The organism is Parabacteroides distasonis ATCC 8503 (assembly GCF_000012845.1).
Taxonomy (GTDB): Bacteria; Bacteroidota; Bacteroidia; order Bacteroidales; family Tannerellaceae; genus Parabacteroides; species Parabacteroides distasonis.
The window spans coordinates 620,483-647,061 of record NC_009615.1; the positions used below are offsets into that span (position 1 = coordinate 620,483).

At 45.8% G+C, this 26,579-nt stretch carries 22 protein-coding genes; 13 read left to right on the forward strand and 9 right to left on the reverse strand.

Translation table 11 applies throughout. From position 1 onward, the window contains the following. Positions 1-66: 66 nt before the first annotated feature. The gene (locus tag BDI_RS02605) at positions 67-702 is read left to right on the forward strand and encodes an AlbA family DNA-binding domain-containing protein (protein WP_005855682.1); all 636 of its coding nucleotides are present in this window, start codon (positions 67-69) and stop codon (positions 700-702) included. A gap of 6 nt (positions 703-708) precedes the next feature. Here the strand turns inward: BDI_RS02605 and BDI_RS02610 are convergent, their stop codons facing one another. Beyond that, entirely contained in the window at positions 709-2,088 is a 1,380-nt protein-coding gene (locus tag BDI_RS02610) for an NfeD family protein (protein WP_005855684.1), read from the reverse strand. A gap of 265 nt (positions 2,089-2,353) precedes the next feature. On the opposite strand from BDI_RS02610, the gene BDI_RS02615 reads away from it, so the two are divergent. Continuing rightward, positions 2,354-2,863, forward strand: a complete 510-nt coding sequence (locus BDI_RS02615; protein ID WP_005855686.1) for an RNA polymerase sigma factor — start codon at positions 2,354-2,356, stop codon at positions 2,861-2,863. Positions 2,864-2,913: 50 nt separating this feature from the next. Here the strand turns inward: BDI_RS02615 and BDI_RS02620 are convergent, their stop codons facing one another. Next, positions 2,914-4,572 carry an AMP-binding protein gene (locus BDI_RS02620; protein ID WP_005855687.1) on the reverse strand — a complete coding sequence of 553 codons (1,659 nt, stop codon included), beginning with the start codon at positions 4,570-4,572 and terminating at the stop codon, positions 2,914-2,916. 140 nt (positions 4,573-4,712) lie between these two features. On the opposite strand from BDI_RS02620, the gene mtgA reads away from it, so the two are divergent. Genes mtgA through BDI_RS02635 form a run of 3 tightly spaced genes read left to right on the forward strand, consistent with a single transcriptional unit; the run spans position 4,713 to position 7,058 of the window. After that, positions 4,713-5,513 carry a monofunctional biosynthetic peptidoglycan transglycosylase gene (mtgA, locus tag BDI_RS02625; protein WP_011966042.1) on the forward strand — a complete coding sequence of 267 codons (801 nt, stop codon included), beginning with the start codon at positions 4,713-4,715 and terminating at the stop codon, positions 5,511-5,513. After that, complete coding sequence (gene lipB / locus BDI_RS02630) at positions 5,459-6,124, forward strand: lipoyl(octanoyl) transferase LipB (protein WP_005855691.1); 666 nt, start codon at positions 5,459-5,461, stop codon at positions 6,122-6,124. The genes mtgA and lipB overlap by 55 nt, the downstream gene beginning before the upstream one ends. A 1-nt stretch (position 6,125) precedes the next feature. Continuing rightward, a complete protein-coding gene (locus tag BDI_RS02635) occupies positions 6,126-7,058 on the forward strand; it encodes a tRNA-dihydrouridine synthase family protein (RefSeq protein ID WP_005855693.1) in 933 nt (310 codons plus the stop codon). Here the strand turns inward: BDI_RS02635 and BDI_RS02640 are convergent. After that, the gene (locus BDI_RS02640; RefSeq protein ID WP_011966043.1) at positions 7,015-11,478 is read right to left on the reverse strand and encodes a translocation/assembly module TamB domain-containing protein; all 4,464 of its coding nucleotides are present in this window, start codon (positions 11,476-11,478) and stop codon (positions 7,015-7,017) included. The two genes, BDI_RS02635 and BDI_RS02640, sit on opposite strands and share 44 nt — an antisense overlap. Before the next feature lie 139 nt (positions 11,479-11,617). On the opposite strand from BDI_RS02640, the gene tsaD reads away from it, so the two are divergent. Beyond that, the gene (tsaD, locus tag BDI_RS02645) at positions 11,618-12,637 is read left to right on the forward strand and encodes a tRNA (adenosine(37)-N6)-threonylcarbamoyltransferase complex transferase subunit TsaD (RefSeq protein WP_008780953.1); all 1,020 of its coding nucleotides are present in this window, start codon (positions 11,618-11,620) and stop codon (positions 12,635-12,637) included. Positions 12,638-12,701: 64 nt separating this feature from the next. After that, positions 12,702-13,238: a CinA family protein gene (locus BDI_RS02650; RefSeq protein WP_005855698.1), complete on the forward strand. Its 537-nt coding sequence runs from the start codon at positions 12,702-12,704 to the stop codon at positions 13,236-13,238. Positions 13,239-13,250: 12 nt separating this feature from the next. On the opposite strand, the gene BDI_RS02655 is transcribed toward BDI_RS02650, so the two are convergent. Continuing rightward, entirely contained in the window at positions 13,251-14,990 is a 1,740-nt protein-coding gene (locus BDI_RS02655; RefSeq protein WP_041525543.1) for an SGNH/GDSL hydrolase family protein, read from the reverse strand. An 82-nt stretch (positions 14,991-15,072) separates the two neighbouring features. Between BDI_RS02655 and BDI_RS02660 the strand changes: the two genes are divergently transcribed. From BDI_RS02660 to BDI_RS02685, 6 genes are all read left to right on the forward strand, one after another. Continuing rightward, a complete protein-coding gene (locus tag BDI_RS02660) occupies positions 15,073-17,067 on the forward strand; it encodes a glycoside hydrolase family 97 protein (protein WP_011966045.1) in 1,995 nt (664 codons plus the stop codon). A gap of 99 nt (positions 17,068-17,166) precedes the next feature. After that, the gene (locus BDI_RS02665; RefSeq protein ID WP_011966046.1) at positions 17,167-18,189 is read left to right on the forward strand and encodes a sensor histidine kinase; all 1,023 of its coding nucleotides are present in this window, start codon (positions 17,167-17,169) and stop codon (positions 18,187-18,189) included. Beyond that, the gene (locus BDI_RS02670) at positions 18,186-18,896 is read left to right on the forward strand and encodes a LytR/AlgR family response regulator transcription factor (RefSeq protein WP_011966047.1); all 711 of its coding nucleotides are present in this window, start codon (positions 18,186-18,188) and stop codon (positions 18,894-18,896) included. Before BDI_RS02665 ends, BDI_RS02670 begins: the two co-directional genes overlap by 4 nt. Before the next feature lie 129 nt (positions 18,897-19,025). After that, positions 19,026-19,565 (forward strand): NlpC/P60 family protein, encoded by a 540-nt coding sequence (locus BDI_RS02675; protein WP_005865414.1) that lies wholly within the window; start codon positions 19,026-19,028, stop codon positions 19,563-19,565. 47 nt (positions 19,566-19,612) lie between these two features. After that, positions 19,613-20,887 (forward strand): serine--tRNA ligase, encoded by a 1,275-nt coding sequence (serS, locus tag BDI_RS02680; protein ID WP_008780959.1) that lies wholly within the window; start codon positions 19,613-19,615, stop codon positions 20,885-20,887. 15 nt (positions 20,888-20,902) lie between these two features. Further along, positions 20,903-21,160 carry a DUF2442 domain-containing protein gene (locus BDI_RS02685; protein ID WP_005855712.1) on the forward strand — a complete coding sequence of 86 codons (258 nt, stop codon included), beginning with the start codon at positions 20,903-20,905 and terminating at the stop codon, positions 21,158-21,160. A gap of 69 nt (positions 21,161-21,229) precedes the next feature. Here BDI_RS02685 and BDI_RS02690 read toward each other — a convergent pair whose 3' ends face one another. From BDI_RS02690 to BDI_RS02710, 5 genes are all read right to left on the reverse strand, one after another. Next, on the reverse strand, positions 21,230-23,698 hold the full coding sequence (locus tag BDI_RS02690; RefSeq protein ID WP_009017752.1) for an FAD-dependent oxidoreductase: 2,469 nt from the start codon (positions 23,696-23,698) through the stop codon (positions 21,230-21,232). 67 nt (positions 23,699-23,765) lie between these two features. Next, the gene (locus tag BDI_RS02695; protein WP_005855716.1) at positions 23,766-24,131 is read right to left on the reverse strand and encodes a MarR family winged helix-turn-helix transcriptional regulator; all 366 of its coding nucleotides are present in this window, start codon (positions 24,129-24,131) and stop codon (positions 23,766-23,768) included. Between the two features lie 143 nt (positions 24,132-24,274). Then, positions 24,275-25,252 carry a dihydroorotate dehydrogenase-like protein gene (locus tag BDI_RS02700; protein ID WP_005855718.1) on the reverse strand — a complete coding sequence of 326 codons (978 nt, stop codon included), beginning with the start codon at positions 25,250-25,252 and terminating at the stop codon, positions 24,275-24,277. A 29-nt stretch (positions 25,253-25,281) separates the two neighbouring features. Next, positions 25,282-25,950 (reverse strand): YggS family pyridoxal phosphate-dependent enzyme, encoded by a 669-nt coding sequence (locus BDI_RS02705; protein WP_009017753.1) that lies wholly within the window; start codon positions 25,948-25,950, stop codon positions 25,282-25,284. 4 nt (positions 25,951-25,954) lie between these two features. Further along, positions 25,955-26,458, reverse strand: a complete 504-nt coding sequence (locus BDI_RS02710; RefSeq protein WP_005855722.1) for a DUF4494 domain-containing protein — start codon at positions 26,456-26,458, stop codon at positions 25,955-25,957. Positions 26,459-26,579: the final 121 nt, after the last annotated feature.

The following is a 26,579-nucleotide window of genomic DNA, read 5'->3' on the forward strand; positions in this document are numbered from 1 at the left end:
TATTGTTTTTTCGATTGCCAAAGTTAGGTATTTATTTTAATTTTGTGTCTCAAAACAGAAGCCAAAATGAAGAAGAAACATCCGATTGAAGCGCTTATAGAGCAAGGGGAACATCAACAACTTGATTTCAAGTTTGAGGTGAGCGACAGCAAGAAGATTGCCCGGACATTGAGTGCGTTCGCGAATACAGATGGCGGGCGGCTGCTGATTGGAGTGAAGGATAACGGCGCTATTTCCGGTGTGAGAAGTGAGGAGGAATATTATATGATCGAGGCTGCTTCTAAAATGTATACGCATCCCGAGGTGCCGTTTACAGCTAAGCGCTGGGATGTCAACGGGAAGACCGTATTGGAGGTCTATATCGCCCCAAGCGATGAGAAACCGCATACGGCACCGGATAAAGACGATAAATACAAGGCCTATATCCGGGTTGCAGACGAGAATATATTAGCGAACGAAGTCCTCATGCAAGCATGGAAGAAGCAGAAAACCAAAGAAGGTACATTGCTGAAAATAAGTAAGCCCGTCGAGATCCTGTTTTCTTGGCTCGACGAGCATCCTTATATCAGCATAAAGCAATTTTGCCGTATCGCCCATATCAATTATTATGCGGCCCGTAACATCCTAAGTGATTTGATGGCTATGGGAGCGATGGAATATGTCGTGATCGATAAATGTATTGCCTATAAACGGATCGCATAGACTCGTTTATAGGTTGATTACATAGACTTGCGCGCTCTCGAATCTGACGACTTTGATAGGAGTCCCTTTCTCGATGAAGCCAGACTCCGATACGCCGTCATACAACTCTCCCTCGATAGATACTTTACCCGAAGGACGTAAAACGGTAGCGGCCGTGCCCTCTTTTCCGATCAGTTGTGTCAAATTGGGGCTGGATACCGCTTTTTCCAAATCAGCGTTTAATGCCATTTTCTTTAGCGGTCCTTTATGTCCTATTTTGTTGGATAACCATATCACTAACGTGAATCCGATACCCAGACCTAATAGAACCGTTAAGGCGGCTCTGCCCGTATCCATTCCAGATACGTTTTGAAAATCAAAAACAGTATTGTTCAGTAAGCTCATCGTAAGTCCGCCGACCACGAGAATAATTCCACTTATCCCCGCTATGCCAAAGCCCGGGATCACGAATATCTCCAACATTATTAATATAACGCCGAGAATGAATAACAGGATTTCCCAGTTTTCAGCCAACCCGTCCATATAGAGAGGAGCGAAGTAAAGGATAGCCGCTATTATCGCGGCGGCGGATGGAAAACCAAGCCCCGGGGTTTGCATCTCGAAGTAAATACCACCGATGATAATAATGATTAATAAGCTCTGTATTACCGGACTCATAAAGAAACCTTTTACATTATCGAACCATGAGGGTTCATAACTTTTAATCTCATAGTCCTTACATCCGATATATTCTGTGATTACTTGATCCGGACTCTCGGCGATGCCATCGCAATAACCCCATTTGAGTGCTTCTTGAGAGGTAAGTGTCAATACCTTACCGCTATCGATGAGGTTGGGGACGATCACTCTGTCATCGACCATCGCTTCGGCGATTAAAGGATCTCTTTTCCATTTATAGATCGTGTCGCCGTTTTGTATAAGCGTATCTTTCCCTTGTGCCTCAGCCGTCGAACGGATCATGGAACGCATATAAGATTGATATTTATCAGGTAGAGCCGCACCCGTTTGATTGACAACCGTTGCCGCACCTATATTCGCCCCTTTCCGCATATAGATTTTCTTGCATGCTATGGAAATTAAAGCACCTGCTGAAGCTGCGTTATTATCGATAAATACATATACTGGTATGGGACTATATAAAATAGCCGTTCGCATAGAATCGGCAGATTCCAGTAATCCGCCGTATGTGTTCATATGCAATAAGATGGCATCGGCGTTCAATTGCTTGGCCTCTGATAATCCGTTATGGAGATAAATCCACGTGGTGTTATCGATCTCTTTTTTTATATCAATCGTATATATTAAGGACTTCTCTTTAGCCTCTGATTGAAGAGAGATTGCAAGTATTAATACTATAGCTGTTAATATTGTTAATAAACGTTTCATCTTGTTTGTATTATATTCGTTTTTAATATTTGGTTGAAAATTGTAACTGGCTTGTTGTAAATGTTGATTTTTGTAACTTGTGCAACTTGTAAATAATACTCATTTTCAGTAAGATTTACAACAAAAATATTAAGTTACGATTTTTAATATTAATATTTATCAAAGAACTGTATATCTCCATTTTTAATTTATATATTTGTTGCATCCTTCAATGTTTGAGGGATAATACTTATACAGTATTAAACTTTATTTAACTAGTAAAAATATGAATGCGTTGCAATTTCAGAAAAAATTATTGAGCATGCAAGAAAACATGATGAATTTTGCGCTTATGCTTACAGCGAATAGGGATGATGCCCAAGATCTGATGCAGGACACAACGCTGAAGGTTTTAGACAATCAAGAAAAATTTGTAGACAATATCAATTTTAAGGGCTGGGTCTTGACTGTGATGCGTAACATTTTCATTAACAATTATCACAAGATCGTTCGCACGCAAACTGTCGTAGATCAAGGTGTCGACTTATATAACTTGGATGTCGTGAACGATTCAGGTTTTGACTCTCCGGATGGCGCTTATCAAATTCAAGAGATCACGAAAGCGATCAACGGTTTGAACAATGAGTTGAAGGTTCCATTCTCTATGTTTTTGAGCGGCTATAAGTACAATGAGATCGCTGATAAACTGGATGTTCCTCTGGGGACGGTTAAGAGCCGTATTTTTTTCGCTCGACAAGAATTACAAAAAGTTTTAAAAGATTTTCGTCAAGGATAAAATTTACTTTATATAAAAGAAGCCGTCTTTAACAAAAGACGGCTTTCTTTTTATTCGGCCGGTTGGTATAAATATCTCTTGATGCTTCTTTTGGGTGTTTTCTCGAATTCTTCTTGATACAGCTTGAAACAGGTGATTTTACTGTAATTCGGCATCTCCTCGTTTACTTGGTCAATGTTGGTCTGCATCAACTTCTCGATTTCGGAATGTTGTATACCTGCCTTATCTACTTGCTCCCAATCGGGATAGATGAGGGCGACTAGTTTACCTCCTTGGGAGATGATGAGCGATTCCGCTACATATAGCATATTATTCAAGCGATCCTCGATCTCTTCCGGATAGATATTTTGTCCGCTGGGGCCTAGAATCATGGTTTTACTACGGCCGCGGATATATAAAAATCCATCTTTATCGAGGGTTCCCAGATCGCCGGTACGCATCCATCCGTCAGGCATCATAACGGCTTTCGTAGCCTCCGGATTCTTGTAATAACCGAGCATCACGTTCATACCCTTCACCAATATTTCTCCCACCTTGTTTTCCGGGTCCTCTGAATCGATGCGGACTTCCATACGGTCGACGATACGTCCTACGGAACCGGGCTTAAACTCATCCCATTGCGCATAGGAGACTAGCGGGCCACATTCGGTCATCCCGTAGCCTACGGTATAGCGGAAATGGATGGAATGAAGGAACGTTTCCACTTCTTTATTGATAGCGGCTCCTCCGATAACGATCTCCCCGAAGTTTCCTCCGAAAGACGCCGTTAACTTGGCGGAAATGGTATCCAGCACTTTCTGGTCTATATAGGGGACTTTCAAGAGCAATTTAATCAAAGGCTTCTCCAGTTCGGGGAATACCTTGTTTTTGATGATTTTCTCGATAATCAGAGGTACGGCTAGGATCAGCGCCGGCTTGATCGTCGTGAAAGCTTCCGCTATGATTTTCGGGCTGGGGGTACGTGTGAGGAAGTGTACATGGCAGCCTTTATTCACGGAATTCAATACCTCGAATGCCAATCCGTACATATGGGCCATCGGAAGCATACATACGATATTATCACCCGGATGGATGAACGGTAAATTGTCGTAAGCGAATTGCGTATTACTCCATAAGCTCCGATAGGGGATCATAACCCCTTTCGAGAAACTGGTGGTTCCGGAAGTATAATTAAGTACCGCTAATTCTTCCGGCTTTTCCACGTGATACCGAACATCGTTCGACGTGAATGAACGAGGGTACTTTTTACCGAAATATTCATTAATCCGATCTCTTACTACCCGGACTTCTTTGCTTTTACTGTGAATGATCGAGAAGTTATCCAGCATCATGAACAGTTTCACGTCAGGCATCATGCGTTCATTCATATTCTCCCAGTTGCTGGAAGCGGCAAGGACTGCCTTTGCCTCGGAATGATTTACGATATGATGTATATTATCCGGTTTGAATTCATGTAGGATAGGCACGGCTACGGCTCCATAAGCCAAGATCCCGAAGAAACAGATCGCCCAGTTGGAGGAGTTCCGTCCAACTAAAGCCACCTTATCCCCCTTTTTAATGCCGGCATGCTCTAGGATAATATGAAATTTCTCGATTCGACGAGCTACATCTTTATAATGGAAGGTATGTCCATTATAATCGGAGAACGCCGGGAGATCCCAATGCTCCTTGATGCTATTCTCTATGAGTCCTAAAAAACGATTCTCCATACTAATTTATTTATCAAATAACCATATGACAGGGTGGAAAGTTGTCAAAAGCCAAAGATAGTGCCTTTTCTGTAAATTATGAGTTTCAGTCTGCCGGAAACTGAAATATTCTTTACCTTTGCCTCTCCAAATAGAAGAATATGGTAGCACCTCTGGTAAAACGGATATGGATCTGGTGCAGGAATCTGTTGATCTTCCTGTTTGTATCCAGTATATTGGCGGTAATGGTATATAAATTTGTACCCGTATATTATACGCCATTGATGTTTATTCGTATGTATGAGCAGCATCAGGATGGGAAGAAAATGAAACTCGATCATACGTGGGTTCCTATATCCAAGATCGCCCAGCCTTTGGTTCAAGCGGTCATAGCGTCGGAGGATAACCTGTTCATGGAGCATAATGGCTTTGATGTGGAACAAATCCAGAAGGCACGGGCCGAGGCCGAGAAAGGTAAAAGGGTAAGAGGTGCCAGCACGATTTCCCAGCAGACCGCTAAGAATGTATTTCTTTGGCCGGGGAAAAGTTATTTACGGAAAGGTATCGAGGTCTATTTTACCTTCTTGATCGAATGGATATGGGGAAAGGAACGTATTATGGAAGTCTATCTGAACTCGATAGAGATGGGGGAGGGCATCTATGGTGCGGAGGCGGTAGCGGAGGCTCATTTCGGTAAGCATGCCTACCAATTGACCAAAAGCGAGGCAGCCCTAATAGCGGCCACACTTCCAAATCCCCGGAAGTTTAATTCTGCTAAACCGTCACCTTATATGCTGAAACGACAAGCGAAAATAATTTCCTTAATGGGAAAACTGATAAAAGTAGAAATGGGATATGGTGCCGGGCAAGTTGATCCCGGTACCGGAAAGGTTAAAAAAAGAAAGAAATGGAGAGCTTCCGTTATCATGACTTGGGACGAATCGCTTATGCCGATGCGTTAGAATATCAGACAGCTGCTTTCGAGGTCTTATTGGATGCGAAGGCAACGGGAAAGAAAGAGGATAATCAATTATTCTTTTGTGAGCATTTACCGGTCTTGACGATCGGTAAAAGTGGCAAGGACTCTAATTTGCTTATCCCCGAGGAAACTTTACGGGAACGAGGGGTCTCGTTTTACCATATAAACAGAGGGGGGGATATAACGTATCACGGGCCGGGACAGATTACCGGTTATCCGGTATTTGATCTGGAATATTGGAATCTGGGATTGAAACAATACATCCATATGCTGGAAGAGACGATCATCCGTTTCCTATCGCTTTACGACTTGAAAGGGGAACGTTTGGAAGGGGCGACGGGTGTATGGCTAGACCCTGAAGTACCGGGGCGTGCCCGTAAGATCTGTGCGATTGGCGTGAAAAGCAGCCGGTTCGTTACGATGCATGGCTTTGCTTTGAATATAAATACGGATCTGAGTTACTTTTCATTGATCAACCCTTGTGGTTTTACGGATAAAGGCGTTACCTCCTTGGCTATGGAGTTGGGGGTACCCCAAGACTTTGAGTTGGCAAAAAGTCAATTGAGATCGATTTTCATGGAAATCTTCGCTTGATATGGCAGTCATTCATTTCGCTCCTTTGCAAGGATATACGGATTCGGTTTATAGAGAGGCGCATACCCGAGTATTCGGGGGCGTAGATACCTATTATACTCCTTTCGTAAGGATAGAGAAAGGTGGTTTCCGGAATAAGGACTTGAAGGATATCGCTTGCGATAGAAATAGGCAGGTACATGTCGTACCGCAATTGATCGCTTCCACACCAGACGAGTTTCGGCCGATCGTGCGTTTATTCCAAGAGAATGGATACAAGGAAGCGGATATTAATTTAGGATGCCCTTTCCCTATGCAGGTCCGTGCGCATAGAGGCTCGGGACTTTTGCGGTACAAGGAAGAGGCCGAGTCTTTATTACGTACGATTGAGGAGTTCCCGGATATTTCTTTTTCTATGAAAATGCGTTTGGGGTGGGAGTGTACCGACGAGTCATTCGTGCTTCTTTCCTTATTAAATAAGTTACCTTTGAAGCATATAACCTTGCATCCCCGGTTAGGGATACAGCAATATAAAGGAGCTATCGATTGGGATGGATTCTCTCGTTTTTATGATGAATGTGAACTTCCCTTATATTATAATGGAGATTTAGTGGGGCTGGAAGATATCCGAGGAATAAAGGAGCGTTTTCCGGGGCTTGCCGGGATCATGCTGGGACGAGGGTTATTGGCCTCTCCTTGGCTGGCCACTGAGTTTGTGTCCGGACAGGTCTTGACCGTGAATGAGAGGCGGGATAAACTAGTCATGTTCCATGAGTCGTTGATGGATGAATATGCTGCCCGGTTGGAAGGTGGCGAGCATCAGGTATTATCTAAAATGAAGACAATCTGGGATTATCTTTTGCCGGAGGCCGATAAAAGGCTTCGCAAGAAAGTATTGAAAAGTACTTCCCTTACTTCTTATCAGTCGGCAGTGAAAGATTTGTTGAGTCTTTGACTACGGGAGGGACATTCGTAGAGTCTTTGGGGATCAAGGGTAAAAGAGGCCTCTTTCTTCTCCTGAAAATCTCAGAGAAGTTCGTGAAGTCTTTCCGGTACATGATACCTACACCTTGTATGGTTAATGCTTGCTTCAGGCCGAAATACATATCTCTGGCATGGTTATAAGCCTTTAGCCGGATCTCACCGGAGGGGGTCAACTTATATTCTAGGTCGAACTCTCCGATAAAAGTGTTATTTTTGCCTGTAGTGACCGTATTTCTCATACCGAAATTACCATTGATCAATAAGCGGTTGTTTAGCAACTGGCTGGATAATATCATCTCATATTCCGTGTCTTCCTTGAAACCGTCCTGTCCCGCTCGTATGTTTGTCCCTATTTGTACTTTATCCGTGAAACTACCTAATAGATTGGATAATTGCGCTGAGATAGCGGATGAAGCCACGGCGTTTAACTCGCTAGACTTATAACTCGTTTGGGCATATTCTGGTGTGTAGAATTTATTTAACACCAGCAAATAAACAATTTGCCGAGTCATCATATCCTCTGTGTCTATAAACGCTTTGACTTGACGCTCTAATTCCTCGTTAGAGTTCGGAAATTCTAAGTCGAAGGAAATAGACGGGCTGCGCAATGCGCCTTTAAGGTTTAAGACGCAATTGACGGGTATGTTTGTTCGAGAACTTTCTTGTAAGAGACTCTGATCCAAGTCTCCGATATTTGCGGTCAGATTGTAGATCGCATTGATATCCATATGGGCATTAAAGGGATCGCCACGGAAATTGATCGTGCTACCGTCTCTGATCTTAAAGTCTTTATGGATGATTTGCTGTAAGCTGAAATTATAGTTTCCTTGTACGATATTCACGTCGCCATACATACGAAGATCACTTCTTGTTCCATATTGTATTTGTAAACTTCCACTGGCGTTTCCTTTGATACGGTCTCCCGCTATCGGGTCCATGATTAGCTCTATATCGGCATCGGGTGTGATATCAAGGAGGAAGTTCATTCGTAGCTCGGCTCCCTCGTCTGTCTCGTGTACGATATTCAATGGGTGTGTGGACGTGGAATCTACGTTAGCGGCCAACTTGCTTTTATCGACGAACGTGATAAAATCATAGTCCGTAGCCGAGTTCTTATTCATGAAGTCCAGATAAATAGCGGTCTTAGGTTCGCTTTTCATATTAATATCAAAGTCGATCAACTTACCGTTACCCTTGATCTGCGCCGTTCCACTGGCGAATACAGTTCCGTAAATCAGCGGATTCTTTTTCTGGTTGGCGTTATACATCAACATATTATTGCCTTGCACGTTTACGAGGAAGCTATAATCCCGGAAATGCAAATGGTTGAACTTGAGGCTGACTTTCCCTAGGTTGCCGAATTGATCCTTGACCGTGATATTCCGTAAATTGACGGATGTAGAGTCAAGGTGGACGGAATCGGAGAAGGTATAATACGTATCCAAGAAATCAACGCCTACCCCTCCATCCATGACATAGGCATCTCCCTCGACATTCAGCTCCTTAAAGGGGCCGTGCAAATGTATACTTCCGAATCCCCGGCCTTGCAAGTTCTTTACGACCGTATCGACAAAGGGCTGCAAGAAAGCTAGATTGATATCATTGGCATCGAAATACAAGGATAGCCCCGCATTGGGTCCGACCGGGAATACATAGCCGTTTACATCCGTCCAAGTGCTGTCGTTCTTGTAGATGCTTCCCAGCATAAGGATACCTTTCTGTGCGTTGTCCCATTCGCTGAAGAGATTGAGGCGACCCAAGGGGGTTTGGTTGAATGAGAAATTCTTTACTTCCAGATCCGTGTTTAGCATACGGCTATTGAATAAATCATTCACGTAGAACTTACCGGTAGCCTCACCTCCGAATTGCAAGACTGGGATATTCAATACGTCGAAGACATAACTCAGCTCTATTTGCTTCAAGTCTACCAATAAAGTATCTGCCGGATCTTTTGAGATCGTCCCTTCCATAGATAAATACTGGGTCTCATGATCTACCCGGAAATGCTCAATACCGATCTTGCCCTCACGAATCGTTATATTCGCCGGATTGATGGTCCAGAGCGTGTCTTTAATAATGAGGGGGCTTTTATTCAACGTGACTTCCGTACGTAACTTGGCCGGCCCTTTCTCGCTTTCCTCTTCGACAAAAAGGGTAGAGGCGGAGATGTCGGCCTTAAATAACCGCTCTTTATTATTCGCCCAGCCAATCAGGGTGTTCACCAGATTATCTTTAGCGTCTGCTTTGATATCAAGGTAGTTACGCAGTCCCTTGTCGTTATAATTAATCGTTTTTAATTGGAGGTTTACCTTATCGTTCGGATTGTCGCAGACCAAGTAGCCGGATTCGAACATGGATTTCCCGAGATTGAACTTCGGAAGCCACGCCTCGATACGGAACTTATTATAAATATTATTATAATGTCCCGTGATCCGTCCGGGTTGCACCATCGTGAACGGTAGTTTTAATGTCGTAGAAAGCGCTTCCGTATTCTCGATCGTTAATAGGAGGGCGAAGTTATTCTCTTTCACGATTTGTTTTTTCTGGGTCGTGTTGATCAAGGCTGGCACATATCCCTTGAACGTATTCATAAGGCTGGGGATTAGCGTGTTGAATGAGTAAGACCCGGTGACCTCTCCATTCAAGATATCGGACGTTATGGTTAATTGCCGGTCGAGACTATGCCCCGAGGCAACTACTTCGAATTTCTTAAGGAAGAAGCTGCTGGGAGTGGTCTCGAAAGAAAGACTGTCCAACGTGATGCTACCTTCCAGATTATCGATATTATCTCCGGTGAAATCCGCGTTTAAAGCCAAGGAGATATTCGGCGCCTCATATTTGTCTGTCAGGTTCAATCGGTCCGGCCGGAAATGATCGAGGCGGGCGGTGAAATTAAACAAGGAGTTTTGCCCTTGGTGCTGGAAGATGCCTTGGGCGTGTAACTCGCCATTGGGATCGTTTACATGGATAGTCCCATCGAAACTACTCTTCCTGAAATTACCGGAAAGATTTATATCCTTGTATTTATAAGCTTTATAATCGAACTCCTTGACTTGTGCTTGGATATTTCCGGAGAAATTTCCGCCAACAGGTCTACGGGTATCGATATTGATGTCGAAGCGAGCCTCCCCGAAAGGATTATTCTCACCAAATAACTCATGGAGCCGCAAGTTGCTGGAGGCGATGCGTCCCCGTAGGTAAGCGGCTATATTCTTATCCTTGTTGCTACCGAATATCAAGTCTGTCTGTATGGAGCCGATGGAAGACGATAATTTTCCGAAAGCGACTAGGTTATCAAAAAAGCCTGATATCTCGCCCGTGAAATTGATCGTCCCCAATTTGACGACCGGGGCCGGGAGACTCTTCGGACGCTCATTGAAGTTATTGGCCAGACTGGAGATGCCGTCTGTCGTGATATACATCTTATTCACCTTCCCTAAAAGATACGTTTCCTCAGGATAGGTGATGTTTTTCAGTTCCATCTGGCCGATAAACAGCATCTTATCGCTATACTTCAAGGTGAGGCGCTTCAAGTTAAAATTATTGATGTAGCCGTTTGCCTCGGCCGATAACTCAATCGTGTCGGCGAAGTTCTTGAACGCCGGGACGAAAGGGGATAAGTCTTTCAGGCAGATTTGCGAAGGTGTTATATTCAAATCGATCGGAGCGTTGTTCAAGAGAGCGGGAAGGCTATCGATCTCGCTTAAATCGATCCGGGCACGCCCGATCTTCAAGTTTGTCTGCGGCAAGCGTACCTCGAAGTCCTGCACGAAAGCGCTATCCCGGTTCCCGACCACGTTCAGCGATAACTTATTCAAGGAGAAACCGGATGCCTCATCGAAACTCATCTTCTTGATATGGGCGTTCACGCTGTCCTTGTTAAAAGCCTTGAGGGATATCTTGGCACTCAGGTTCTTGATATCGATATGCTTGGCGTTGAACTTTCCCGGGGTCTCTTTCTCGCTATCCACGTTATAGCTGAAATTACCTCTTCGGATCATGATGGAGTTGAAACGGAGATCGATATTCTTCTCTTTCTTTATCGAATCCTTGCTGGCGAAAGCGTCGATGACGAATTGCAGGTTCAAGGGGCTTTCGGGCGTATGTTTTCGTAGGTTGAAGGAGAAACCGAACAAACGTACCGTCGTGAAGACGAACTTCCCTTCCAGTAACGGCATGATCTCGAATCCCGCCGCCACATGGTTCGCCTCGAACATGACTTTCCCGTCTTGGTCTTCCAGATAAAGCCCTTCCAGTACTAGGCGATTGAACCATTCGATATCCACGTTACCGATCTTTACGGGCACACCGAGGTGGCCGGATAACTGGGTCGTGGCTACTTCTGATACTTTGTTTTGAATATAAGGAATTCTCAGTAAGATGCCCGGCAACGCATAGAATATCCAGAATAATGTAAGCAGGGTAATGATTATGTATTTAAGTCCTCTGATATCTTTTCTATTTATTTAGCGCAAATCTACAACAATATCGCGATAGATTTCGTTAATTCGCGGAAAAAAGAATGAAGATATGAGTATAACGATATTAGGAATCGAGTCTTCTTGCGATGACACTTCCTCTTCGGTGATCCGTGACGGCGTGATGCTGTCCAACGTAATAGCCAGTCAAGCCGTTCATGAGGCCTATGGCGGGGTTGTCCCCGAGTTGGCTTCCCGTGCCCATCAGCAGAATATTATTCCGGTAGTAGCCGAGGCCATCAAGCGTGCCGGCATTGATAAGTCCGAGTTGAGTGCCGTGGCGTTTACTCGTGGACCGGGTTTGATGGGTTCTTTATTGGTCGGGACCTCGTTCACCAAGGGTTTGGCCGCTTCCTTGGATATCCCGATGATCGAGGTCAATCACTTACAGGCTCACGTGTTGGCTCATTTTATCAAGGAGACTCCGGACGATGACCATGCTCCCTCGTTTCCTTTCCTTTGCTTGTTGGTTTCGGGCGGTAACTCGCAAATCATAAAGGTGAACGCTTATAATGATATGGAGGTGATCGGCCAGACGATCGACGACGCCGCAGGAGAGGCTTTCGACAAATGCGCTAAGGTGATGGGACTGGGTTATCCTGGTGGCCCAGTCGTGAATCGTTTGGCGAACGAGGGTAATCCGAATGCCTTTACGTTCAGCAAGCCGCATATCCCCGGATATGATTATAGCTTCAGTGGCCTGAAGACCTCCTTTTTATATACCTTGCGTGATCATTTGAAAGATGATCCGGATTTTATTGAGAAGAACAAGCGAGACCTATGCGCTTCCTTGCAAGCTACGGTAATCGATATCTTGATGAGTAAATTGCGTAAGGCTGCGAAGGATTTGCATATAAAGGAAGTAGCTGTCGCCGGAGGTGTATCGGCCAATTCCGGTTTGCGTGAGGCATTCTTGGATCACGCAAAACGTTATGGCTGGAAAGTGCATATCCCGAAGTTCTCGTTCACCACGGATAACGCCGCTATGGTAGCTATCACGGGATATTATAAGTATATGGATAAGGAGTTCTGTCCGATGGATGCCGCTCCTTTTTCTAGGGTTGTCTTATAGGAAAAGATAGTTTTGCTATAGAGAAACAAAAGTTTCTTCTAGGGAAAACAAAAGTTTCTTCCTAATGAAACTATTGTTTTCCCATAATGAAACTCCTAGTATCATTATAACAATGGAAGTAGATGATTTACCAATAGAGTTAGAGGTAGCGGACGCACTCAAATCAGGACACCTGATGATGGGTACGGCAGAGAGTTGTACAGGCGGAAAGATTGCCAGCATGATAACCTCCATGGCGGGCAGCTCGGAATACTTCACCGGGGGCGTGGTAGCCTATTGCAACGAGGTGAAGCATCATGTGCTCGGTGTCTCCGAGGCGGACTTGAACACTTTCGGGGCCGTAAGCCAGCCGGTCGTGGAGCAGATGGCCCGTGGGACTATGCGGGTATTGGGATGTGATTGTGCCGTCGCTACCTCCGGGATCGCCGGGCCGGGAGGCGGGACTCCCTCGAAACCGGTGGGAACGGTATGGATTGCCGCCGCTTATAAGGAGAGGATTCTCTCCGAGTGCTATCATTTCGGGGAGAATCCTCGTATGGAGAACATTCGCTTGTCGGCAGAGGCGGCGTTGCGTATGTTGCTCGGATTGATTCGTGAGTAAAGGGACTATCGCTTAATGGGCGATCTCGTCCACGATTCGTTTATAGCCTTCCTCGTTCGGGTGTAATCCGTCTGAGAATAAGGATTCGTTTATCTTGCCGTCTTCCTGAAGCAACTTCGTACCCGGGTTCTTGAACGTGTACCATCCGGTCTCGGCTATTTGACGGATGCGGAGATTGAGATTCCTTACCCGTTCTTCTTGGTTACGGCGGGGCAAGATGCCGATTACCTTGATCTTGGCCTCCGGCTGCCGTTGCCTGATGGCGGAAAGCAAGAAACGAATGCCTTCCACGATCTCGTTGTCATTGTTGATTCCGATGTTATTCGTGCCGATCATCAATACTACTTCCTCAGCCTTGTATCCATCCAATTCACCATGATAGACTCTCCAAAGTACGTTCTCGATACGGTCGAAACCATATCCGAGATTGTGGAATCCAGCCGGACGCATGATTTTCTCCCATGTTTCCATACCTCGCACGGACGGTCCTTTGGGCTCTCCTCCCCAGAAATGCGTGATGGAATTACCTAGGATCACCCGTCGAGGCGGGTTGCTTTGATTCAGCGAGAGAATATCCCGGTGACGTTTTTGCCATTCGTAATTATTGGGTTCCCGGCGCTGGGTGACAGGCATTGTGGTAGAGAGGTCTCCTTTGGGGATGCGTAATATCTCCCGTACTTTCCGCTCTACGGCGTTCGCTTGTGTTTCCATGCCCCAGTCGGAAGGATGGACGTAATCTACCCAAGCATCCGGGTGCAGTCCCAGCTCTTCTCGTGTAAGGTAGTAGATATCTTTTATCCCTTGTGCCTGCAATTCCTCGAATGCTTTTTTAGCTCCTTCGTTCATGCGCACATAATCTTGTAGCTTCGTATCGTCGGCGAGTGCGTTGCTATATCCGGCATGCTCCACCAATAAGATCGGAGAGGAGTGGGTGGCACGTATTTGCTTGACTGCGTCCGATACGAGTTGCGTGATCTCATCTTTGCTCTTTGGCGTGAGGTTGGGCAGGCAGTCAAGGATATAAAGGCGTGCGTCTATCTCACAAATAAAATCCAATACCTCTTTCTCTAAACGTCCGTTACCGGAGAAGCCTAGGTTGATAAGCGGATATCCCAGTGAACGCTGCAAGATCGTGCCCCAAGTCATGCCCGGACGGGAGGCGCATGCGCCTTGGGCGATCGAGGTTCCGTATAAAAGAATCGGTTTCTCGGGCGATACGGGGATAAACGTAAGCTCATCGTTTTCGGGCACGCCGATTTCCAACCACTTTATCGTATTATAAGGAGGCAGGTAGAGGCGGAACTCATAGCCCCTGTCATGATACAGATCTTTGCCTATGTTCGTATAATGATATTGAAGCGTATCTCCGGAAGGATAACCGCCGAAATAAAATCTCCATTGGCCATCGCTATCGATACTATATAGATCTACACCGGATACGCCTGTCGTGGGCATATGTGGCATATTCAGCGGTCCGCTTACTTGATAGCGTACTTTTAGTTCAGGGGCGTTGCTGAAAAAATGAATCGCCAACCCGGCGGAGTTGCGGGATAAATCCCAGACGGGTTTACGTACCTTGCCTTCGGCTCTTTGGGGAAGCCGAACGTAACGGTCTCCGATCTCTTCGGTCCATCCTTGGTTTTGTATGACAGGGAATCCACATTCGAGCGGGTTGAGCCATTTCCATTGTGCGTGGGCGGAGAGAACCGTGAAACATAGGAGCGTTAAGAGGATTTTGTGAAGTCTCATCATTTCGGTATTATTTGTTTTTTGTTATGAATATGACAAAGATAATATATATTTGTATTCATAAACAAACTTAAATCAATAAACCATGAGTAAAAACATTCTATTTGCTTTTCTCTTTTTAATGGGCGCTATCCCGTCGATCGCCCAGAAGAATTATCAAGTCCAGTCTCCGAACCGGGATATAAAGGTGGAGGTTACGGTAGCCGATAAAGTCACTTTCGCTATCGTACAGGATCATTCGGAGGTGATGAATTCTGCCGTATCTATGACTTTACAAGGAGGTGAGGTACTTGGCGCTAACCCGAAAGTCTTGAAAGTGACGAAGACCTCGGTAGACAAGGAAATACCCTCTCCGTTCTATAAGAAGGACGTAGTAAAGGATATCTATAATGAGATGCAAATCTCGTTCCGGGGAGATTACGGATTGGTGTTCAGGGTTTATAACGATGGAGTCGCTTACCGTTTCACGACGAAAAGAAAGGAACCGATCGTTATCGCCGACGAGGAGGCCGTCTATAACTTCCCCTCGGATTATAAGACATTCACCGCTTACGTGAATAGTACGAAGCCGACGTTCGAGGAGCAATTCTTCAACTCCTTCGAGCAGCCCTACGTAAACGAGACGATCTCTAGCCTAAATGATAAACGCCTGAAGATCCTGCCTCTTTTGGTGGATCTGGGAGACGGTCGCAAGGTCTGTATCACGGAAGCCGATCTAGAGGATTTCCCCGGGATGTTCTTGAATAACGAGACGGGAAAACCTTCCTTGAAAGCGGTTCATGCGCCTTATCCGAAAGTGAAGGAGCAAGGTGGCCATAATCAGTTACAGATGTTGGTGAAAGAGCGTGAGAACTATATCGCCAAAACATCCGGAACCCGTTCTTTCCCTTGGCGTGCGTTTATAATCTCCCGGAATGATAAGGAGTTGGCCGATTGCGATATGGTCTACCGTCTGGCTTCTCCCTCCCGGGTAAACGATATCTCTTGGATCAAGCCGGGTAAGGTGGCTTGGGATTGGTGGAACGACTGGAATCTATACGGTGTGGATTTCCGTGCCGGAATCAATAATCCCACCTATAAATATTATATCGACTTCGCCGCCGAGCATGGCATCGAGTACGTAATCTTGGATGAGGGCTGGGCCGTGAACCTGCAAGCGGACATGATGCAAGTAATACCGGAGATCGATCTTCAAGAATTGGTGGATTACGGTAAGTCCAAGAATGTCGGAATTATCCTTTGGGCGGGTTATTGGGCTTTCGCCCGTGATATGGAGAATGTCGTGAAGCATTATTCGGATATGGGCGTGAAAGGCTTCAAGGTGGATTTCTTGGATCGTGACGATCAGGAAATGGTGAACTTTGTTTATAAAGCCTCCGAGGTATGCGCTAAATATAAGATGCTAGTGGATTTCCATGGCGTATTCAAGCCGACAGGTCTTCAACGGACCTATCCGAACGTGTTGAACTATGAGGGTGTGAATGGTTTGGAGCAAATGAAGTGGTCTTCCGAGAAGGAGTTCGATATGGTGACGTATGATGTCACGATCCCATTTATCCGTATGATCGCCGGCCCGATGGATTATACGCAAGGTGCTATGCGTAACGCCGCCAGAGGTAATCATCGGTCGGTAAACTCGGAGCCGATGAGCCAAGGAACCCGTTGCCGCCAGTTGGCTACTTACGTGATCTTCGAGTCTCCTTTCAATATGCTGTGCGATGCCCCGTCTAATTATAGGAGGGAAAAGGAATGTACGGAGTTTATCTCTAACATTCCGACCATCTGGGATGAGACGGTCTCATTGGCTGGAAAGGTCTCCGAGTATGTAGCGATCGCCCGCCGTCATGGTAATGATTGGTATATCGGGGCGTTGACCAACTGGACGCCGAGGGAGCTGGATTTAGACCTGTCTTTCTTGGGCGAAGGTGATTATACTTTGGAATTATTCAAGGATGGCATAAATGCCGATCGTGCCGCCCGTGATTATAAGAAAGAGGTAATCCCAGTCCCAACAGATCGCAAATTAAAGATCCATATGGCTCCCGGTGGAGGCTATGCGGCTCGTATCCAGAAACGATAATTCTTTTTTCGTCTAAAGCGATCCTGCCTTTCGTCGAATAAACGCTTGCGTTCATAGGCGCAGGCGTTAGATTCGTTTACTTTTATAAAAAACGGTATTATGAAACTCACGAGGCAAGATTATATATTGGCGGGAGGACAGGCTTTATTGTGGATCACTTTATGGCTGATTCCTCCTGCGATCGATTTTTTCATACGCTTTAATCCGAGCTCGGCTTTCGAGGTGTGGAAGATTAATACGGGGTTCATTACTCCGTTGGCTATTGTTTTCACCGCTAATTTCTATGTATTGGTTCCCTATTTGCTTTATCGGGATCGGAAGATGCTCTTTGGTTTGATGAATTTGCTATTGATCACGGGGGCTAACCTATGGATATTTTCTCCTAAGGCGGATTTCCCGGACGAATGGCGTTCGGGAATGTATATGGTCGCTTTCGGAGCGTTCTTCTTACATTTGCTAGTGATTGGATGTGCCGTGGGGTTCCGTTATATCGTACGCTGGGGCGATATGCAGATGCGTTTGAAAGAGGAGCGGCAGAAAAACGCCGAGGCGGAATTGGCTTGGCTGAAGAACCAGTTGAATCCGCATTTTCTCTTTAATACCTTGAATAATATATCCAGCTTGGTCCAGATAGACCAAGATACGGCGCAAGAACGTATCGGGCAATTGAGCGATTTGCTGCGGTATACGCTCTATGAGTCGAACCATGAGCTGGTACCGGTGGAAGGCGAGATCGAGTTCATGAATAATTACATCGAGCTGATGAGATTGCGCTGCAATGAGTTGGCTACCGTGGAAGTGGATTTGCAAGTTCCGCCTAAACCGATGAGGATCGTGCCGCTTTTGTTCATCTCTTTAATAGAGAACGCATTCAAGCATGGCGTGAATAGCCGTAAGTCGTCGTTCGTACGTATTCGTTTCAAGGCGGAAGGAGATGACCTTGTTTTTACCTGCGAGAATAGCGACCATCCGAAACCGGATGTGAACCGTAGCGGATCGGGGATCGGGTTGGAAAACCTGAGGCGTAGGCTGGATCTGGCTTATCCCGGTCGTTACCGATATGATCAGGAGCTCCGGGAAAATAGTTACTTTGTTCAAATAACACTTCGAGACTGCTTATGAAAACACTGACTTGCATGATCGTAGACGATGAGCCCTTGGCGGTGAAGATGCTGGAGGACTTCGTAAGCCGTACGCCTTATCTGAGGCTGGCGGCTTCCTTCAATGATCCGGTACTGGCACTCTCCACGTTGCGTGAGTCTTCGGTGGACGTGCTTTTCTTGGATATTCAGATGCCGGATCTGGACGGGCTGAACCTCTCCCGCATGGTGCCCCCCGGTACGAGGGTGATCTTCACGACCGCCTTTAAGGAGTATGCCTTTGATAGCTATGAGGTGAATGCCCTCGATTTCCTGCTGAAGCCCATCCGATACCATAAGTTTCTCGGAGCTGCGGAGAAGGCCCGCCAATGGTTTGAGATGAGTAGCGTGAAGGAGGAGAGAGGCAGCCTTTTCGTGCGGGTGGATAGCCAGTTGCGGCAGGTGGAAATCTCCCGGATATTATACGTGACGGGTTTGAAGGATTACGTGATGATCTATCTGGAAGGGGAGGCCCGTCCGCTTATCACCCACGTGACGATGAAGGCCATGGAAGAGATGCTGTCTACCGGTCGCTTTATGCGGGTACATCGTTCTTATATCGTGGCGTTGGATAAGATCCGTTCCGTTGATCGGAATAATTGCGTTTATATCGGAAAGGAGATCATCCACGTGACGGATGCCTACAAAGAGGCGTTCAACGCTTATCTGAAAGCTGCTCAACCTTCTTGAACTTGGATGCCCATTCAAAGCTCCTTACGATGGGCATTCTAACGACCTTACAATGCCCATTGTAGGAACCTTATAATGGGCATTCTAAACTTTATGTGTATATTCGTGCCTTAATTAAGAGAAAACGATATGAAGAATAGCATTCCTTTAGGGTTTATCCGGATCTTTATCCTGCTTATATGTCTGACCTCGTGCGGTAGCAAAAAACAACAAAAAGTAGCTTTGCCCGCCGATTTCAAGGGACCGAAGGAGTTGGCTCGCTTATATGGGGTACGTATCACACCGGAAGATAATATATTCTTGTACAACGAGGGGGCCCGTTGGTTGGGTGTACGTCATAAATTGGGAGGGAGCACGAAGCGGGGCGTGGATTGCTCCGGTTTCGTATCGATCGTTTATCGGGAGGTATACGGAAAACAGCTGGCTCGTTCCTCGGCGGATATGCTGAAGTATAATTGCAAGAAAGTGAGTCGTGCCAAATTGCAGGAAGGAGATCTGGTATTTTTTAAGACGGGTCGTGGCGGGAAACGTGGCGTTCCGAATCACGTGGGGATTTACTTGAAAAATGGGCGCTTCATCCATACCAGTACTTCCAGTGGCGTGATGGTAAGTAGCCTTAGCGAACCTTATTATACAAGAACTTGGTTAACGGGTGGTAGGGTAAAATAAAATTACTAAATTCGCGTCTTAGAAAAACTATTAAACATAAATAGAATATGTTGACAATCAAATTAATCACTGAAAACACGGATGCCGTAATCCGTGGACTGGAAAAGAAACATTTTAAGGGTGCGAAAGAAAGCATCGATAAAGTGTTGGAATTGAATGATAAAAGACGTATCGCACAAAATCAATTAGATAAGAACCTAGCGGAGGTAAACGCAACCTCGAAGTCGATCGGACAATTAATGAAAGAGGGCAAGAAGGAAGAGGCGGAGGCCGCTAAGAAACATGTTTCCGAGATCAAGGAGGTGAGCAAGGCTTTGCAGGTTGAGATGGATCAGGCTGCCGAGGAGCTGCAGAACTTACTTTATACGATCCCGAACGTACCTTATGATGAGGTACCCGAGGGTATCTCTGCGGAGGACAATGTGGTAGAGAAAATGGGAGGTATGGAAACGGAACTTCCGAAGAACGCTCTTCCGCACTGGGAATTGGCGAAGAAATATGATTTGATTGATTTCGATCTGGGTGTTAAGATCACGGGAGCAGGTTTCCCGGTCTATAAAGGACAGGGCGCTCGTTTGCAACGTGCGTTGATCAACTTCTTCTTGGATGAGGCCCGTGACGCCGGTTACTTGGAGATCATGCCGCCTACGGTGGTGAACTCGGCTTCCGGTTATGGTACGGGACAGCTTCCAGATAAGGAGGGACAGATGTATCATTGCGAGGTAGACGACCTCTATTTGATCCCGACAGCGGAGGTGCCCGTGACAAATATTTACCGGGATGTCATTCTGGATGAGAAGCAGTTACCGATCAAGAATTGCGCTTATACACAATGCTTCCGTCGTGAGGCCGGATCTTATGGCAAGGATGTACGTGGTTTGAATCGTTTGCACGAATTTTCTAAGGTGGAGTTGGTTCGGATCGATAAACCGGAGCACTCTAAGCAATCTCACCAAGAGATGTTGAATCATGTGGAGGGATTACTTCAGAAGTTGGAGTTGCCGTATCGCATCCTTCGTCTTTGTGGGGGTGATATGAGTTTCACGGCTGCCCTTTGCTTTGACTTCGAGGTGTATTCCGAGGCACAACAACGCTGGTTGGAAGTTAGCTCCGTGTCCAACTTCGATACGTATCAAGCCAACCGCTTGAAATGCCGCTATCGTGACGAGAATAAGAAAACGCAACTTTGCCATACCTTGAATGGTAGTGCCTTGGCTTTACCTCGCATCGTAGCCGCCTTATTGGAAAACAACCAAACCCCCGAGGGCATCCGCATCCCGAAAGCGTTGATCCCTTACACTGGGTTTGATATGATTAAATAAGCATCAAATCATTTGATGAACACATCGGTAAACGTATTAATGATTAATGCGCAGGGTATTATGCTTTCGGTGTTAGGACGGGATTATTTTCTGTCCTATAATCGTGTTCCATGGTTGAAAGAAGCACGTATTAGTAATGTGTTAAATGTTCGGATGGCTGGGCGTAATGCGATAGAATGGCCGGAGTTAGATGTTGATTTGGAGATCGAAAGTTTGAAACATCCAGAACGTTATCCTCTTATTATGAAACGTTCAACATTGGACTTCGTATAATCTCTTTTTTATAAAATATCCCAGCATTGTCCTTATTGTGGATATGCTGGGATATTTTTTTTGAATGAATTAGATGAATAAGTTTACGTTTGCGTCTTCCGCACGTTCCAGATAGGTGGCTACGCCTCCTAGGACAACGTTATCCATCAGTTCTTCTTTTTTGACGCCCATTACGTCCATGCTCATCGTGCAGGCGATCATCTCGATACCATTCTCTACGGCTTGTGCCATAAGGCTTTCCAAGCTGTCGATCCGTTTCTTCTTCATGATAAGGCGCATCATCCAACTGCCGGCTCCACCCATATTCATTTTAGATAGTTTCAGCTTTTCGCTATTTGCCGGAAGCATCCAGCCAAACATCTTGCCGAAGATATCTTTAGATACGGCAGGTTTTTCCCGTTTCTTAATCACGTTAAGTCCCCAGAAAGTAAAGAACATAGTCACCTTCTTTCCGGTGGAGGCAGCCCCGTTCGCTATGACGAATGAGGCCAACGCCTTATCGAGGTCATCGCTGAAAACGATCAATGTCTTGTTGTCGGCACTATTACCACCTGTCGCTATTTTGCATTCAGCTTTTTTTTTTCGTACCGTGGCGGCGATCGTGCCTCCCTTATTTTCCAGAGAGACTAACTCTGCCCCGGTTATCTTGCACCATGAAGAGACATCTTTTCCGAAAGCCTGATCTGTTGCGGTGATTTCCAATGACTCATTTTCCCGCAAGTTCTCATAGTTCTTTTTCAACTGCATGATCGGTCCCGGACACATTAATCCGCAAGCGTCTACCTTAATCGCCGTAGCTGCCGGAGTCGATTTGCAAGAGCTACTTTTACCAGATGCCTTATCAGAAACAGCTTCGGACGAACAAGGTGCGCAGGCCGGCTCATTCTTGATCTTTGCTGTCGCTACACTCCAAGTCTTGTAACCACCGGATAGGTTCCGGACATTCGTGAAGCCATTTTGAGTCAGGATGCGATAAGCCAAATAGCCCCTTAATCCAACGGCGCAAGTCACTACGATCGGTTTATCCTTGGGCAGTTCCGCCAAATGTTCTCTTAACTCATCAACCGGGATATTGATGAAGCCGGGGATTGTCCCTAAGCTGTACTCGTCACGGGTACGGACATCGATACGTACGGTATCTGGCGATAAGTTCTGGATTTCTCTCCACTGGATCGCTTTCGCTTTTCCCGTAAGCAGGTTCTCCGCTACGAAACCGGCCATATTTACAGGATCTTTAGCGGCTGAATAAGGAGGAGCATACGCATGTTCTAACTCAGTCAGGTCATAGACCGTACCTTTCCGCTGGATCACTTGCGCTAACATCTCGATCCGTTTGTCTACGCCTCCGAAACCTACGACTTGCGCCCCTAACAGTCGTCCGTCTTCCGGTGCGAACAATATCTTGATCGATAAAGGCACGGCTCCCGGGTAATATCCCGCATGCGAGGCTCCATGCGTATAGGAGGATTGATAAGCGATTCCTTCCCGTTTCAACAGCTTAGCGTTAGCTCCCGCCGTGGCGACCGTCAAGTCGAATACCTTGGCGATAGAGGTTCCCATCGTCCCGTCATAAGTTTCCTTATTGCCGGATACGATATTATCGGCTACGATACGTCCTTGCTTATTCGCCGGACCCGCCAATGGGATCAAGGCTGGTTTGCCTGTCACGAGGTGGCGTACTTCCACGGCATCTCCCAACGCATAAATATCCGGGTTCGAGGTCTGCATATATTCATTGACAGCGATACCGCCGAGTGCTCCGATCGTAAGTCCCGCTTCTTTGGCCAATCGGGTTTCCGGACGGACACCGATACTCAATAAAACCATATCCGCCGGGATCTGCTTCCCACTTTTCAAATGAACGGTCACGCCTCCGGAAGTCTCCTCGAAACGAGATACGCCATCTTCCAGCATCAAGCCTACCTGCTTGCCGATCAATTGCTGATGTACGATAGCGGCCATGGAATAGTCGAGGGGTGCCATCACTTGGTTAGCCATTTCCACGACAGTGACGTGGATACCCAGCTCATGCAAATTCTCCGCCATCTCCAAGCCGATGAAACCACCCCCTACAACAACGGCGGTACGGGGCTTTTCTGTGTTCACGTAATTCTTGATCGTGTCCGTATCCGGCACGTTACGTAACGTGAATATCTTTTTACTCTCGATTCCTTCGATGCGTGGACGCAAAGGCTCCGCACCGGGAGAGAGCACTAGTTTATCGTAAGTCTCCGTGTAGGTTTCTCCTGTGCCGAGTTTCTTTACCTCCACTTGCTTGGATTCGGGAAGGATTCGGGTCACTTCCTGCTCCGTACGTATATCGATGCGGAATCGATCCGTGAAGCCTTTCACGGTTTGTACGAATAATTTATTCCGGTCGTTGATCGTGTCTCCTATATAATAAGGTAATCCACAGTTTGCGTAAGAAACATATTTTCCACGTTCGAAAAGGATGATTTCCGCTTTCTCGTCCATTCTACGCAGCCGGGCTGCTACGGTAGCTCCACCGGCTACACCTCCAATAATCAAATACTTCATATCTATTTTTATTTAATTTGTATTATACATATTTGTTAGTAGACAATAATTAGTTAAAAAAAGGGATTCATCCCTTTTGTATGTATTCTTTGAGTTGATTGAACAGGCTGTCCATGTTTAGCTCGGCCTGCATCATCTGTTGTATTTTCTCTTTCCCTTTTGGGGTGAGCGAGAAAAACATTTGCCGCTTATCCTCTTTATTGATGTTCCTGCGGATAAACCCCTTGTTCTCGACAGAGGTGATCACCTTTGAGACCCGGGAGTTTGAAAGACCGATATAATCGCAAATCATTCCCGCCGACTTTGCCTCATTATCCTTTAAGCAACAAAGCAACATGGCCTCGTTGATGGTGATAGCATGTACTTCCGAGAAATTTTTCTCGAACTGGTACAGTATCTTATAGATATCCTTTATGGCGCAAATTGGTTCCATATTTCTTTATAACTTGTTTGATGATGCAAAGATATAACTATTTTCTAATAAAAATACTTTCTAGTAGAAAATAATTAAGACTATTGTATATTATCCTATAGTAGAGACGGGGCACGCCCCGTCTCTACTACTAGGTATTTCTTTTAATCTCTGTTGGAGAAATATTTCATGAATTGTGAACGCTCATACATCGCCGGGTTCGGGATATTGGCGTAATTCAATTTGCCTTGGAATTGGGAAAGGGATTGGTAATGTGCCTGATGCATCCACTCTTCCACGCAAGTCAATACTTGGGAGATGATTTCCGCTCCATGTGTATAGACAGCGCTACACATCTGTACGGCGGAAGCGCCGGCCAATAGACATTTAACGACATCTTCCCAATCATGCACACCGGTAGAGGAAGCGATACTGATTCCCGGGATCTTTCCGGATACGATAGCCGTCCAGCGAATCGTGTCACTCAAATCGGAATGATTGCTAAATACATTACCCGAAACGATCTGCATATTATTGATGTCGATATCCGGCTGGTAGAAACGGTTGAATAGCACGACACCATCAGCACCGTTTACTTTCAACAAATTAACCAGTGAAGGAATATTGCTGTAATTCTTTCCGATCTTCATGATAACCGGAATCGATACGGTCTCTTTTACCTTGCGGATGATACTGACATACGTATCCCGGATACTCTCGAAATCTTCGGTCAGCTCGGTTTCCATGAAGAACACGTTCAATTCCAAAGCGTCCGCTCCCGCTAACTCAATTTGGCGGGCAAAGTCGATCCAAGCGTCCGCCTTATAGCAATTGATGCTGGCGATAATGGGGATCGTACATAATTCCTTGCTCTTCTTGATCAGTTCCAGATAATCATTTACTTGATTCGCTTTTACATAACCACGGATATAATCCGCCGCTTCGGGGTAATCGGAGTCTTGCATCAAAGCCTCGCTCTGCATCTCGATCTGCTCTTCGAAAAGAGATTTCAATACGATAGCTCCAGCGCCTGCTTTCTCAAAATCCCTGTTACGTTCCGCCTTATTGGTGAGTCCGGAGCTCCCGACGATAATCGGATTGCGAAGTGTTAACCCCGCGTATTGGGTTTTAATGTCAATCATGTTGCCTATATTTAGATTTAATAATTACTTTAATATTCCCGTTCGCCAAAGATACTGGTACCCACCCGTATCAAGGTGCTTCCTTCTTGGATAGCGATCGGGTAATCGTGGCTCATCCCCATGGATATCTCCTTGAAATCGACATTATCTTTACAGAGCGTCTCTTTCAGTTCGATAAATAAATCATGGATCTTGCGGAATTCTTCCCGTATCAACCCCGTATCATCGGTATTGGTAGCCATACCCATCAATCCGCAAATACGAATATGCTGGAATTCGGCCAAGGACTCGTCACGCAACAACTCCTTGCATTCCTCAGGACTGAGTCCGTGCTTGGATTCCTCTTGCGCCACATGGATCTCCAATAATACCCGGATCGTGCGGTTGTGTTTTTTCGCTTGTTTATTCACCTCAGCCAAAAGCTTCAAGGAATCTATGCTATGGATCAAATGAATAAAAGGAGCGATATCTTTTACCTTATTGCTTTGTAACGGGCCGATAAAATGCCATTCGATATCCTCAGGTAGTACTTTTTGCTTGGCGCTCAGTTCCTGTGCCCTGCTTTCGCCAAACACCCGCTGTCCGGCGTTGTAAGCCTCCCATAGAGCCTCCACCGGGTGAAACTTAGAGACGGCAACCAACGTCACCCCTTGCGGGAGCGACGTTTTCAGTTGTACTATGTTTTGAGCGATACTCATGTTTTTATCCTCTTTGTTCAGCTTGTTGTTTTTGCTCCGCTATCAGTTCCTCGCCACTTTTCTTCTCGCCGGGAATACTGTTTGCGTCGAATGGGAATACATCCATCAACTGGGTTTCCGTTACCGAGGCGATGGTATAATCCGCCAATGTACCCTTCATTCCATCTTCCAATACGGCGATGGCCTCTTTCAGCGTAGTGGCTTGGGCAAGCATTTGTGCGGCGGTTTTCTTTTCCGCTCCGCTCTTCTCGTCCAACGTGATAAAATAAACCTTGATCTTATAGAACCGATCACCATTCTCGTTGAAGAATAATTCGGATAAACGAGCTCGTTTGATGTCTGTTACCGTAAATTCACCCGTGATGAAGGGGCGGATCTCCTCGATGATGCGAGCTTCCGCTTCCGTAAAAGACAGGGCGTCTACCAAGTAAGGCTCGGTTACTTTTTTCTGCATGCCATTTTCCAGCATTTTCTCGTAAGAGACCTTACATTCAAACCAATTGTGCATATGCTTTACTTTTTAATTTAGTCTGTACTCTGTTTAAAACAACGTACAAATATAGTGGCTATTCGTCAATAAAACAACTTGCCGCAAAAGATATAATTTGTCAGGATGTCTAATTTCGCGT